Source organism: Mesorhizobium sp. BR1-1-13 (genome assembly GCF_020165515.1).
GTDB lineage: Bacteria > Pseudomonadota > Alphaproteobacteria > Rhizobiales > Rhizobiaceae > Mesorhizobium.
In genome coordinates this window covers 197,371-210,983 of record NZ_JAIUIH010000011.1, presented here as the reverse complement: position 1 = coordinate 210,983, position 13,613 = coordinate 197,371, and the positions used below count along the sequence as shown (strand labels likewise).

Genomic DNA, 13,613 nt, shown 5'->3' with positions numbered 1-13,613 from the left:
CCCTCTTCATTTGGGATGCCTCAGGCGCGGATTGGCGACGATTGCCGCTATATCAGCGATGATGTTGAGGCCGATATAGACGGCGGCGAAGATCAGTCCGACCGCCTGCACCACCGGCACGTCGCGCTTGGTGACGTGATCGACCAGATACTGCCCCATGCCGGGATAGACGAAGATCACTTCGACCACGACCACGCCGACGATCAGATAGGCGAGGTTGAGCATGACCACGTTGATGATCGGCGCGATGGCGTTCGGGAAGGCATGTTTGCGGATGACCGCGAAAGCCGAGAGTCCCTTGAGCTCGGCGGTCTCCACATAGGCCGATTGCATGACGTTTAGGATCGCCGCGCGCGTCATGCGCATCATATGGGCAAGCACCACCAGCGTCAGTGCCGCCGCCGGCAGCGCGATCGCCTGCATGCGTTCGCCGAAAGGCATGCCTTCATAGACGGTCGAGATGGCGGGGAACCACTGATGCTGAACCGCGAAGTAGAAGACCAGCAAGTAGCCGATGAAGAATTCCGGGAAGGAGGTCGAGGCGAGCGCCAGTCCCGAGATCAGCTTGTCGACCCAGCCATTGCGGTAGCGCACCGCGATCAGGCCAAGCGTTATGGCCAGTGGAATGGCCACGATCGCCGCCCAGAAGGCGAGGAACAGCGTGTTCCACAGCCGGCCCTTGATCGATGTCGCGATGTCCTGTCCGCTCGACATGGCGGTCCCGAGATTGCCGGTCAAAACGCCGCCGAGCCAGCGGAAATACCTGATATAGGCCGGGTCGTTGAGACCAAGCTGCTCACGCAGATTGGCGAGCGATTCCGGTGTCGCCGACTGCCCCAGGATGGCTTGCGCGACGTCGCCGGGCAGGATCTGTGTGCCGGCGAAAATCAGGACCGAGACGGCCAACAAAAGGAGGATGCCCAGCGCAACGCGCTGGGCCACCAATTTCACGATGGGTGAGGACATCTGGGCAAGGCCGGCTCAGGCTTCGAGCCAGCACTTTGCCAGGGCGTAGCCATTCATCAACTCCTGGTGCGGATCGTCCACCCAGCCGCCCACCTTGGCGCCGGTGGCGTCGATGAACTGGTTGAACATCGGCAGGATCAGGCCTCCTTCGTCGCGCACCATGACGGCCATGTCGTGATACATCGCCTTGCGCTTGGCCTCGTCCAGCTCGGCGCGCGCCGCCAGCACCATCTTGTCGAAATCCGGGCGCTTGAAACGCGTGTCGTTCCAGTCGGCGGTCGACAGATAGGCGGTCGAGTACATCTGGTCCTGGGTCGAGCGTCCGCCCCAATAGGAGGCGCAGAAGGGCTGCTTGTTCCAGACCTCGTTCCAGTAGCCGTCGCCCGGCTCGCGCTTGAGCTCGATCTTGATGCCGGCCTTGGCGGCGCTCTGCTGGAAAAGTTGGGACGCGTCGACGGCGCCCGGGAAGGCGACGTCGGAGGTCCTGAGCAGCACCGTGCCGTCATGCCCCGACTTCTTGTAGTGGAACTTGGCCTTGTCCGGATCGTATGTGCGCTGCTCGATCTCGGTGAACAGCGGGTAGGAGGCATTGATCGGGAAATCATTGCCGAGCGAACCGTAACCGCGCAGCACCTTCTTCAGCATTTCTTCCCGGTCGATCGCCAGCTTCAGCGCCATCCTGAGGTCGTTATTGTCGAACGGCGCCGTATTGCAGTGCATGATGAAGACGTAGTGGCCCGGTCCCGCATGGTTGCGGATGGTAACGCCCGGCACGCGTTTGATAAGGTCGACGATCTTCGGCTCGACGCGGTTGACCATGTTGACCTGGCCGCCCTGCAGGGCGGCCGTACGTGCCGTGGCGTCGTTGATGACGATGATCTCGATCTGGTCGGCATGGCCCATCTTGTCACCCTGCCAGTAATTGGCGAAGCGCTCGCCGCCATGGCGCACGCCGGGCTCGTTGGTGGTGACCTTGTAGGGGCCCGCCGAGATGCCGGCATCGGCCTTGTCCTTGCCGCCATTGGGCTGGACGATCAGGTGGTAGTCGCTGAGCAGGTAGGGCAGATCGGCATTGGCCTCCTTCAGCGTCAGCACCACTTCCTTGCCGCTGGCCTTGATGCTTTCGATGCCTTTCATGTAGCCGAGCGCGCCGGACTTCGACTTCTCATCCGAATGGCGCTCGAGCGTGGCGGCGACGTCTTCGGCTGTCACCGTCTTGCCATTGTGGAATTCGACGCCGTCGCGGATCTTCAGCGTCCAGACCTTGGCATCGTCGGACGAGCCGATCTCCTCGGCGATGCGGTTCTCGAGCTTGCCCTCGGGGGAAAGCTCGACGATCAGTTCGCCCCACATCTTGCCGAAGGCGAACGGCACCTGCGTCATGAACAGGGCTGGATCCAGGCTGTTGGTGGACTCGCCGCCAACCAGGCCTGCCTTGAGCGTGCCGCCCTTGACCGGGCCGGCTGCGCGCGCCGCGCTCGAAAGCAGCGAGTTGGCGAAGGTCGCGGTGACGCCGAGCGCTGCCGCCCGGCCGAGAAAATCACGACGGCTGAGCTTGCCTGAAGCGACGCGTCGGCTAAGGAATTCCAGTTCGTTTGACATTTTGAGTTCCTCACTCTGTTGGTTCGACCTTAGTGGTCGTTTTCTTGTTTCTTGTGAGGGGAATAATGACCGCAAGGGAAAGCGGTAAGCAAGACCGAATGCGACATGCCGTGGCGTAAATGGCACGTCGCAATTGGACCAATGCCTTGCCGCTCAAACAAGCGAGCGCGGAATCGCCTGTTCGAAATCGCGTTCGAAGACGAGTTTTTCGCCTTCGTAAGCTTCAATTCGGGCGCTTACGATGAAGTTTTTGGCGTCCGAGCGTATTTCGGCCGATGTTTCGGTGCGCACCGACCATCCGCTTCGCGACAGGGTTTGCGTCCAATGCGTGCGTCCCCCGGCCGACAACGGATCGTCCGGATGGATCGTCCAGGTCTCGCGGGCGATGCTGCCGTTCGCCAGGCCATGTGCAAGATCGCGCACCTCGCCGAAATCGTCTTCTATGGAAAGCGTGACGATGCCGGTCTTCTCGTCGCGGTCGACGCGGCGTTCCGAATTGGCCGGGCGGATGGTCTCGGTTGCCCAAGGGGAAGCAGCCTCCGGCGCGGCGAACGTGACCTCGTCGCTTGTCGCCAGCGGGCGCAGCGGCAGCTCCAGCGTCGCCGCCGACAGGCTTAGGCGGACCGGCTCCGGCGAGGGCCAGATCATGGGCCAATAGGCGTTCGAGACGGCTATGCGCAAATGGTGGCCGGCCGGCACGCGATAGGCGCACTGGTCGAGCACGACGCGTGCAGAAACGCTCTCGCCGGGGACAAGTGCTTGGGGGAATTCGTGCGAGAGGCGATGCGTCAGGTTGAGCACGCCATAGGAGATCAGTTCGGAGGCGCCATCGGGATGCACGTCGCAAAGCCGCACCGCGATGTTGGCCTGCGGGCGGTCGCAGGATAACCGGACGTCGACTTCCGGTGCGCCGACGATGTCGATCGCCTCGGCGAGTTCCGGCTGGTCGAAACATGCCGACAGCGCGTCGTCGGGACGCTGGTCGCCCGGCAATTCCGGGCCGAAGGTGAACGGGAAATACTCACCGCCGGCCAGCCCGCAGCTTTGCGGCGAAGCGATGATGACGGATTTACCGCCCGCAGGGACCAATTCGATCGTTTGCGTCTTGATGTCGGGCGAAGGCCACTGCCGCTCCGCCACCCAGCGGCCCGGCCGTTCCGGATGCCAGCGCGCTGGCCGCACGCTGTCCATCACATAGGCGCGGTAGGGCGGGTCGGCCTCGACGCCGGTCTCGATACCCTTCAGCCAGCGGTCCCACCAGCGCAGCGCTTCCTGCAGGAAGCCGATTGCCGGCTGGGGGCCGGCATAATGTGGGTATTTGTGGATCCAAGGGCCGACAATGCCTTTGACCGGCGCCTCGATGTTGGCGACGAGATGCGAGATGGTGTTGCGGTAACCGTCATGCCAGCCACCGATCGACAGCACCGCGGCCTTGACGGCGGAGAAATCCTCGCAAATCGAGCCGCGTTTCCAGTAGGCATCGCGGTGCTGGTGGCCAAGCCAGAGCGGCAAAAGGAACGACTGGTTCTCCAGACGGCTGAGCCACAGGTCGCGCCATCTGTTGTCGCCCGCCAGCAGCGGGTCCGGCGGCCGTGACGAATAGGACAGCATCGTCGAGGCCCAGCCGAAATTTTCCAGCAGCAGGCAGCCGCCCTTGTAGTGGATGTCGTCGGCGTAGCGATCGACGGTCGAGCACAGGCTGATCACCGCCTTGAGCGCCGGCGGCTGCATGGCTGCCACCTGCAGGCAGTTGAAGCCGCCCCAGGAAATGCCCATCATGCCGACATTGCCGTTGCACCAGGGTTGGGCGGCCGCCCAGGCGATGACGTCGCAGGCATCCTGCAATTCCTGCTCGGAATATTCGTCGTCCATCAGCCCTTCGGAATCGCCGTTGCCGCGCATGTCGACGCGGATCGAGGCATAGCCGTGGCCGGCGAAATAGGGATGCGTCAGCTGGTCGCGAAAGATGGTGCCGTCGCGCTTGCGGTAAGGCAGATGCTCGAGGATGACAGGCACCGGATCATCGCCGGCATCTTCCGGCATCCACACCCGCGCCGACAGCCGGCAGCCATCGGGCATGACGATGCCCATATCGGGGAATTCGACGGCCTTGCGGGGAAATTCGGTGACGGTTTTCATGGCGCGCATAACGCCTCGCGGCGCGGCAAGTTTCAATCGCCATTCGCGACTGGAGCAGAGGATTATGCGACCTGTACCGCTGCTTGGTGCCCTCAGTTCAGCGGAATGTCGTTCTCGGCCTTGTTCGCCTGGTAGTCGCCAGACAGCGCGTCATAAAGTGCTGCAATCTTGCCGATGCGCGCCTCCAGCCGCCCGCGTTCCGCCTCGGGCAGTGCCCGCACCAGCCTGCGTATGGAAAAGCTTTTCCAATAGGCGTTCTCACCATTGTAGCCGCCGGGATCGAGGGTGAAGACCTCTTTCAGGATTTTCAGATCGTGCGGGATGGCGAAGCTGTCGCGCGAGTCCTCATGAGAGAAAAGGTAGTAGAAATTGTCGAAACCGGTCCAGGTGATCGCCGACAGGCAGAGCGAACAGGGCTCGTGCGTGGCCAGGAAGATGGCATCCTTGGTGTCGACCCGTTCGGCTTTGGGCATTTCGTAGAAGCGTTTCAGGCAGTGCACTTCGCCATGCCAGAGCGGGTTTTCGATCTCGTTGTTGGTTTCGGCCAGCACCAGCGAGCGGTCGCCTTTCCTCAGGACCGCAGCGCCGAACAGCTTGTTGCCATGGGCGACGCCTTCCTCCGTCTTCGGCACGATGTCGTGCTCGATGACATCGAGCAGGCGGTCGATCAGCGAAATGTCGGTCATCGCGGGGTCTCGGCGGGGAGATGAATCTCGTAGCTATGCGAGAAGTGAAATTCCTCGAGGTTGGAGCCGTCGCCGCCACGGTCGACGATCAGGAAATCCTGCACCTCGCCGATCGGCGTCAGCACGCCATGCCAGAGATTGCGGCGGTAGTTGATGCCTTGCCCTGGCTTGGTGATGAAGGCATGCGGCTCGCCCGGGCCCTCCTTGCCGTCATGGCAGGCGACGACCAGGAACGGTCGTGGCGACAGCGGGACAAAGGCCTGGCTGCCGAGCGGGTGGCGCTCGACCATGCGCAGCGTCAGCGGCAATTCGTAAGGCGTGCCGCGCACCATCGAGATCAGCACGCGGGCGTTCGGCCCTACCGCCTCGGCGGTCGCCAGATCATGGTAGCGCTCGGCCTTGCCGCCATTGATCGGGTAACGGTTGTCGCCGCCCATGTCGATGACATCGCCGAACGGGGCAAAGCCTTCGCGGGTCAGCGGCCGCGCGACGATGCGGGTCACGGCGCACGCCCCGCGATCCCGGCACCGCCGAGCTTGGCGTGCCGGTTGACGTCCTTGTAGAGCAGATAGCGGAATTTTCCCGGTCCGCCGGCATAGCAGGCCTGCGGACAGAAGGCGCGCAGCCACATATAGTCGCCGGCCTCCACCTCGACCCAGTCCTGGTTGAGCCGGTAGACGGCCTTGCCTTCCAGCACATAGAGCCCGTGCTCCATGACATGGGTCTCGGCAAAGGGAATGACCGCGCCCGGTTCGAGGGTGACGATGGTCATGTGCATGTCGTGGCGCATGTCGGCCGGATCGACGAAGCGCGTCGTCGCCCAACGGCCGTCGGTACCGGGCATCGGCGTCGGCCCGATGTCCTGCTCGTTGGTGAAGAAGGCTTCCGGCACGTCGAGACCGTCGACTACCTCGTAGGCCTTGCGAATCCAGTGGAAACGGACATCGGCCTTGGCCTCGTTGCGAACGGTCCAGCCGCTCGCCGGCGGCAGGAAGGCGAAGCCGCCCGGCTGCAAGACATGTCTTTCGCCAGCAAGCAGGACGGTCAGTTCGCCTTCGACCACGAACAAGGCGCCCTCCGCGCCGCTATCGGGTTCCGGCCGGTCGCTGCCGCCGCCGGGCGCGACCTCGACGATGTACTGCGAAAACGTCTCGGCAAAGCCCGACAGCGGCCTCGACAATATCCAGACGCGGGTCTTGTCCCAGAATGGCAGGGCGCTGGTGACGATGTCCTGCATCACGCCCTTGGGGATGACGGCATAGGCCTCGGTGAAGACGGCGCGGCCGGTCAGAAGCTCACTCTGGCCGGAATGGCCGCCATGTGGAGCATAATAGGTTCGCTCGGGCATCCTGATAGTATCCATGGGTTCAAACCTATTGCGGAAGCATGTCCCTGAGGCGGAAGAGCGCGATGCGCTCGACCTGTTTGCAGGCGGTCTCGAATTCGACGCCGCGGCTGTTGCCGATGCGCCTTTCGAACTCCGCCAGGATTTCTTGCCTGGTCTTGCCCTTCACCGCGACGATGAACGGGAAGCCGAAGGTGGTGACGTAGGCGGCGTTAAGCTTGGAAAACAGCTCGCGCTCCTTGTCGGTCAGCTCATCGAGGCCGGCCGAAGCCTGCTCCCTGGCCGATTCAGCCGTCAGCCGCCTGGCCGTTGCCAGTTTCCCGGCAAGGTCGGGATGGGCATTGAGCACGCCGAGCCGTTCCGTTTCGCTTGCGGCGCGGAAGACGCGGCAGAGCGCATTGTGCAGGCCGCCGGCGCTGTCATGCGCCGGGCCAAGTTCCAGCTCGTAGGCGCGCTCGGCTATCCACGGCGAATGCTCGAACACGCTGCCGAAAGCATGCACGAAGGCTTCGAATTCCATCCTCGAAGGGCGCAGCACCGGCGGCTTGTATGGATGGGTCTCGCGCCAATGCCTGGCGATGTCGATACGCCGCGCCAGCCAGACCTTGTCGTGCGAATTCACATAGTCGACGAAGCGCTTCAGCGCCGCCACCCGCCCCGGCCGCCCGACGAGGCGACAGTGCAGGCCGATATTCATCATGCGCGGCCGCCCAGCCTTGCCTTCGGCATAGAGCGTGTCGAAACTGTCCTTCAGATAGGCGAAGAACTGGTCGCCCGAGTTGAAGCCCTGCGGCGTGGCGAAGCGCATGTCGTTGGCATCGAGCGTGTAGGGGATGATAAGCTGCGGCCTGTCGGTCCCCTCATCCGCGAACCAGTAGGGCAGTTCGTCGTCATAAGTGTCTGAGACGTAGTCGAAGCCGCCTTCCTCCGCCACCAGCCGCACGGTGTTGACCGACGTCCGGCCGGTGTACCAGCCCGTCGGGCGCGCGCCTGTCACCTCATAGTGCAGCTTGATCGCCGCTTCGAGGTCGCGGCGCTCGTCCTCGGCGCTGTGGTCGCGGTAGTCGATCCATTTCAGCCCGTGGGAGGCGATCTCCCAGCCGGCATCCTGCATCGCCGTTACCTGATCGGGCGAGCGGGCGAGCGCCGTGGCGACACCGTAACAGGTCACCGGCACCTCGGCCTCGGTGAACAGGCGAAGCAGCCGCCAGAAGCCTGCCCGCGCGCCATATTCGTAGATCGATTCCATGTTCCAATGGCGTTGGCCCGCCCAGGGAGCCGCGCCGACGATTTCCGACAGGAAGGCTTCCGAAGCCTTGTCGCCATGCAGGATGCAGTTCTCGCCGCCTTCTTCGTAATTGACGACGAATTGCACGGCCACATGCGCGCCGCCGGGCCATTTCGGATCCGGCGGGTTGGCTCCGTAACCGCGCATGTCTCTGGTGTAACGCATCGTCCCTCCCACGGGGCATCGCCCGAAGTATGATCAGGATATCGAAAGGGTGCTTCTCGCATTCCCCCGAAAATTTTTGAAAGTGTTTTTGTCGCACTCCGCTCGACCGGGACTTATGCATCGCCTTTAATTGGCGCACAATTCATCAGTAATGTTTGGCTGTACCGGCCGATTTGTTCGTATTGGAATGGGAGGCGGACAATGGCAGAAACGTCGAAAGCCGATGGCGGACGTCTGACGACCCATGTGCTGGATACGGCGACCGGCAAGCCCGCGGCGGGATTGTCGATTGCGCTCTACCGGATCGATGGCTCTGCCAGGACGCATCTGAAGACGGTCGCCACCAACGCCGACGGCCGTTGCGACGCACCGCTTTTGGCCGACGCGAATTTCCAGACCGGCGAATACGAGCTTGTGTTCGCCGCTGGCGACTATCTGCGGCGCCAGGGAACGAAACTGCCCGAGCCGGCCTTCCTCGACACCGTGCCGATCCGCTTTGGCATGGCGGATGCCGTGCACTATCATGTGCCGCTGCTCGTCTCGCCCTATGGCTATTCGACTTACAGGGGGAGCTGAGGCGTGGCCGAGGTCAAGATCCGCAACGACATCCGCTTTATCCTCAATGGCAGGGAGGTCGTGCTGTCATCCGTGGCGCCTGACGCGACCTTGCTCGACTGGCTGCGGCTCGACCGGTCGCTGCGCGGCACCAAGGAAGGCTGCGCAGAGGGCGATTGCGGCGCTTGCACCGTGCTGGTCGGCAGGCTTTCCGCCGGCGAACTGGTCTATGAAAGCGTCAACGCCTGTATCCGCTTCCTGGGTTCTCTGGACGGCACCCATGTCGTGACGGTCGAGCATCTCCATGGAGCGCCGGGCCAGTTGCACCCGGTGCAGCAGGCGATGGTGGATTTCCACGGCTCGCAATGCGGCTTCTGCACGCCGGGCTTCGTCATGTCGCTTTACGGCCTGTGGATGAAATCACCGGACCCGTCGGACGCGGCCATCGAAAAGGCCTTGCAGGGCAATCTCTGCCGCTGCACCGGCTATGAGGCGATCATGCGAGCGGCCCGCGCCATCTCCAGCTACGGCAAAGCACAGAAGGATCCGCTGGCGTTGGAGCGTCGGTCGATCATGGCCCGACTCGAGGCGATGCGCGACGGGGCACGGATCGAGATCGGCGCCGGCAAGGCGCGGCTCGTCGTGCCGGCTGACGTGGACGATTTCGCCACCGTGCTCGACAAGGAACCGGGCGCCACCATCGTCGCCGGCTCGACCGATGTCGGTCTCTGGGTGACCAAGCACATGCGCGATATTTCGCCTGCCATCTTCATCGGCAATCTCGACGGGCTGTGCGCCATTGCCGAGGACAAGGGCGTGATCTCGATCGGCGCCGGCGTCACCTATTCCGATGCCTTCGGGATGCTGTCTAAACGCATCCCGGCGCTCGGGCCATTGTTCGATCGCATCGGCGGCGAACAGGTGCGCAACATGGGCACGATCGGCGGCAACATCGCCAATGGCTCGCCGATCGGCGACGCACCACCGCCATTCATCGCACTCGGCGCGCGGCTGACGCTGCGCCGTGGAAGCAAGCGGCGCACGATCCCGCTCGAGGATTTCTTCATCGCCTATGGCAAGCAGGACCGGCAGGCCGGCGAGTTCGTCGAGGCCGTGCATGTGCCGGTTCCGGCAAACGAAACGAAGTTCGCCATCTACAAGATCACCAAGCGCCGCGACGAGGATATCACCGCCGCACTCGGCGCGTTTTTTCTGGCCTTGGCCAAGGACGGCACCGTGGCCGATATCCGTATCGCCTATGGCGGCATGGCGGCAACGCCGAAGCGGGCTGCGGCAGTCGAGAAAGCTCTGCTCGGCAAGCCCTGGACCGAAGAAACAGTCGAGGCGGCGATGACCGAATACGCAGCGGATTTCACGCCGCTCACCGACATGCGGGCAAGCGCTGAATATCGGACTTTGGTGGCGAAAAACCTGTTGTTGCGTTTCTTTGTCGAAACCACCGGCACCAGGGCACCGTTCCAGGTGTCGCGCAACGAGGCGGCATGATGAACAAGCACGCCACCGCCAATTTAAAGGCCGAGAAGATCGTCGGCGGCGTCGCCACCGACCAGCGCCATGATTCCGCGCACAAGCATGTCAGCGGCAGCGCCGTCTATATCGACGATATGCCCGAACCGGCGGGCACGCTGCATGGCTGCCTCGGCTTGGCCACGGCCACGCATGCGACCATCGCCAAAATGGACCTGTCGGCGGTGCGCGCCGCCCCCGGCGTGATCGACGTGCTCACGGCAAAGGATGTGCCGGGCGAGAACGACATTTCGCCGACCGGGCGCCATGACGAGCCGGTACTCGCCGACGGCAAGGTGCAGTTTTTCGGCCAGCCGATCTTTTGCGTGATTGCCGAGACGCGCGAGCAGGCGCGGCGCGCCACGAGGCTGGCAAGGGTCGAATACGAGGAATTGCCTTTCGTCACCGACATCGGCGCGCTCGATCCGACCAAGGACAAACTCGTCACGCCGCCTCTGACGCTGAAACGCGGCGACGCGGCTGCTGCGATCCGTCAGGCCCCCCGCCGGCTGAAAGGAAAAATGCGCGTCGGCGGCCAGGAGCATTTCTACCTCGAAGGGCATATCGCGATGGCGGTTCCCGGCGAGGATCAGGACGTCACCATCTATTCCTCGACCCAGCATCCGAGCGAGGTCCAGCACATGGTTGGTCATGCGCTCGGCGTGCCGAGCAACGCCATTACAGTGGAGATGCGCCGCATGGGGGGTGGCTTCGGCGGCAAGGAAACGCAGGGCAACCAGTTTGCCGCGCTGGCCGCGATCGCCGCCAAGAAGCATCACCGGGCGGTGAAAATCCGGCCCGATCGCGACGACGACATGATCGCCACCGGCAAGCGGCACGATTTCCTCATCGACTATGAAGCCGGCTTCGACGATGAGGGCAATATCCTCGGCGTCGACTTCCTGTTCGCGGCGCGCTGCGGCTTTTCTGCGGACCTTTCCGGCCCTGTTACCGACCGCGCGCTGTTCCACTGCGACAACACCTATTTCTGGCCGGCGGTGCATGCAAAATCGGCGCCGCTCTACACCAACACGGTCTCGAACACCGCCTTTCGCGGCTTTGGCGGCCCGCAAGGCATGGTCGGTGCCGAGCGCATCATCGACGAGGTGGCGTTCGCCGTCGGCAAGGACCCGCTCGAGATACGCAAGCGGAATTTCTATGGAACCGCCGACCGCAACGTCACGCCCTACCACCAGGTGGTCGAGGACAACATCATCCACCGCATCGTTGCGGAACTGGAAGAAAGCGCCAGCTATGCAAGGCGCCGGCGCGAAATCTCGGCCTTCAACAACAACAGCCGCTTCATCAAGCGAGGCCTCGCACTGACGCCGGTCAAATTCGGCATCTCGTTTACCGCCACGCATTACAACCAGGCCGGCGCGCTGGTGCATATCTACACCGACGGTTCGGTGCATCTGAACCATGGCGGCACCGAGATGGGGCAGGGCCTCAACGTCAAGGTGGCGCAAGTGGTGGCGCAAGAGTTCCAGATCGATCTCGACCAGGTGAAGATCACCGCGACGACCACGGGCAAGGTGCCGAACACCTCGGCCACCGCCGCGTCGTCCGGCACCGACCTCAACGGAATGGCGGCGCAGAACGGCGCCCGACAGATCAAGGACCGGCTGACCGATTTCGCCGCCGAGAAATACCAGGTGCCACGCGACCAGGTGCTGTTCCTGCCCAACAGGGTGCGCATCGGCAACCAGGAGATACCCTTCGCCGATCTCGTCAAGCAGGCCTATATGGCCCGCATCCAGCTTTCGGCGGCCGGCTTCTACAAAACGCCGAAGATCCACTGGAACCGTGACAAGGGCGAGGGCCGTCCCTTCTATTATTTCGCCTATGGCGCCTCGTGCTCGGAAGTCTCGGTCGACACGCTGACCGGCGAATATGTGGTCGAGCGCACCGACATCCTGCACGAGACCGGCCGCTCGCTGAACCGCGCCATCGACCTCGGCCAAGTCGAGGGCGGTTTTATCCAGGGCATGGGCTGGCTAACGACGGAGGAGTTGTGGTGGGATGCCAAGGGCAGGCTGCGCACCCATGCGCCGTCGACCTACAAGATCCCGCTGGCGTCGGACCGGCCAAAGATCTTCAACGTGACACTGGCCGATTGGCCGGAGGCCGGTGAGCCGACAATCCACCGCTCCAAGGCCGTCGGCGAGCCGCCCTTCCCGCTCGGCATGTCGGTGCTGCATGCGCTGTCTGACGCGGTGGCCAGCGTTGCCGATTACAAAATCTGCCCGCGCCTCGATGCGCCTGCGACACCGGAACGCGTGCTGATGGCGATCGAGCGGCTGAAGAGCGAGGCCAGAGCCTGAACCGCGCGAAACGTGAAAAACGGGTCCCAAACGCCTATATTTCCCGCTGAGGGAATGTGAAATGAACTCGAACGTGCAAAAGCTGAAAGCCTTTCTTGGCCGAGCCGGCCGGGTCGCGCTGGTCGAGGTCGCGGCGGCGAGGGGCTCGACGCCGCGCGAGAAGGGCGCCTTCATGCTCGTTTCGAAAACGGCGATATCAGGCACAATCGGCGGCGGCCAGCTCGAATACATGGCCATCGACAAGGCACGGCAGATACTCTTCTCCCCCTCAAGGGGGAGGGACAGAAGCGCGACCCTCGACGTCCCATTAGGACCGGAAATTGGCCAGTGCTGCGGCGGGCGGGTCGAGGTGCTGATCCGACTGATCGACCCAACGCTGGAGGCCGAACTGATCCAGGCGGCGGAAGCCGAAGAAGACCATCTGCCGCATGTCTACGTCTTCGGCGGCGGCCATGTCGGCCAGGCGCTGGCCTCGGCCATAGCACTTCTTCCAGTGCGCGCCGTCATCGTCGAGACCCGCGCCGAGGCTCTGGAAGGCATGCCGGACACAGTCGAGACGCTGCTGGTGCCGATGCCGGAAACGATCGTGCGGGAGGCTCCAGCCGGCACCGCCTTCGCCATCCTCACCCACGACCATGCGCTCGATTTCCTGATCGTCGCCGAGGCGCTGAAGCGCAAGGACAGCGCCTATGTCGGCATGATCGGTTCGAAGACCAAGAAGGCGACGTTCAGGACCTGGTTCCTGAAGTCGGCTGAAGGCAGCCAGACAGAGTTCGCCCGCCTCGTCTCGCCGATCGGCGGCAATGCCGTCAAGGACAAACGCCCTACCGTCATCGCAGCGCTCGCCGCAGCCGAGATCATGACCGCGCTGGTCGCGTACGCCGCAGCGTCTGCCGACCACAAGCCTTCGCACGAAAGGCTGATGGCCGGCTGGAGCAATTCCAGCAAAACTGCGTGACGGTATTCGTCCGGAATTGCCTCGAACCAAGAAGACAGCGGCGGTTGACGCGCCGGCC

Annotated in this window: 11 protein-coding genes; 4 read left to right on the top strand and 7 right to left on the bottom strand. The window is 63.4% G+C overall.

What is annotated here, in order from left to right:
• Positions 1 to 6 precede the first annotated feature (6 nt).
• From LB533_RS23585 to puuE, 7 genes are all read right to left on the bottom strand, one after another.
• Positions 7 to 966: an ABC transporter permease gene (locus LB533_RS23585; RefSeq protein WP_140643997.1), complete on the bottom strand. Its 960-nt coding sequence runs from the start codon at positions 964 to 966 to the stop codon at positions 7 to 9.
• A 15-nt stretch (positions 967 to 981) separates the two neighbouring features.
• Complete coding sequence (locus tag LB533_RS23580) at positions 982 to 2,568, bottom strand: ABC transporter substrate-binding protein (protein WP_140550359.1); 1,587 nt, start codon at positions 2,566 to 2,568, stop codon at positions 982 to 984.
• A gap of 153 nt (positions 2,569 to 2,721) precedes the next feature.
• Positions 2,722 to 4,707, bottom strand: coding sequence for a CocE/NonD family hydrolase (locus tag LB533_RS23575; protein WP_140643999.1), 1,986 nt, complete (start codon positions 4,705 to 4,707; stop codon positions 2,722 to 2,724).
• Positions 4,708 to 4,799: 92 nt separating this feature from the next.
• On the bottom strand, positions 4,800 to 5,393 hold the full coding sequence (locus tag LB533_RS23570) for a nucleoside deaminase (protein ID WP_140644000.1): 594 nt from the start codon (positions 5,391 to 5,393) through the stop codon (positions 4,800 to 4,802).
• The gene (locus tag LB533_RS23565) at positions 5,390 to 5,896 is read right to left on the bottom strand and encodes an ureidoglycolate lyase (protein ID WP_140644002.1); all 507 of its coding nucleotides are present in this window, start codon (positions 5,894 to 5,896) and stop codon (positions 5,390 to 5,392) included. Before LB533_RS23565 ends, LB533_RS23570 begins: the two co-directional genes overlap by 4 nt.
• Positions 5,893 to 6,756 (bottom strand): bifunctional allantoicase/(S)-ureidoglycine aminohydrolase, encoded by an 864-nt coding sequence (locus tag LB533_RS23560; RefSeq protein WP_140644004.1) that lies wholly within the window; start codon positions 6,754 to 6,756, stop codon positions 5,893 to 5,895. Before LB533_RS23560 ends, LB533_RS23565 begins: the two co-directional genes overlap by 4 nt.
• Positions 6,757 to 6,766: 10 nt before the next feature.
• Positions 6,767 to 8,191 (bottom strand): allantoinase PuuE, encoded by a 1,425-nt coding sequence (gene puuE, locus LB533_RS23555; RefSeq protein ID WP_224678318.1) that lies wholly within the window; start codon positions 8,189 to 8,191, stop codon positions 6,767 to 6,769.
• A gap of 201 nt (positions 8,192 to 8,392) precedes the next feature.
• On the opposite strand from puuE, the gene uraH reads away from it, so the two are divergent.
• The 4 genes from uraH (at position 8,393) to xdhC (ending at position 13,555) form a co-directional block, all read left to right on the top strand.
• Positions 8,393 to 8,767 carry a hydroxyisourate hydrolase gene (gene uraH, locus LB533_RS23550; protein ID WP_224678317.1) on the top strand — a complete coding sequence of 125 codons (375 nt, stop codon included), beginning with the start codon at positions 8,393 to 8,395 and terminating at the stop codon, positions 8,765 to 8,767.
• Between the two features lie 3 nt (positions 8,768 to 8,770).
• A complete protein-coding gene (gene xdhA / locus LB533_RS23545; protein WP_224678316.1) occupies positions 8,771 to 10,252 on the top strand; it encodes a xanthine dehydrogenase small subunit in 1,482 nt (493 codons plus the stop codon).
• Positions 10,252 to 12,597: a xanthine dehydrogenase molybdopterin binding subunit gene (xdhB, locus tag LB533_RS23540; protein WP_224678325.1), complete on the top strand. Its 2,346-nt coding sequence runs from the start codon at positions 10,252 to 10,254 to the stop codon at positions 12,595 to 12,597. Before xdhA ends, xdhB begins: the two co-directional genes overlap by 1 nt.
• Positions 12,598 to 12,658: 61 nt before the next feature.
• Positions 12,659 to 13,555, top strand: a complete 897-nt coding sequence (xdhC, locus tag LB533_RS23535; RefSeq protein ID WP_224678315.1) for a xanthine dehydrogenase accessory protein XdhC — start codon at positions 12,659 to 12,661, stop codon at positions 13,553 to 13,555.
• The last annotated feature ends 58 nt before the right edge of the window (positions 13,556 to 13,613 follow it).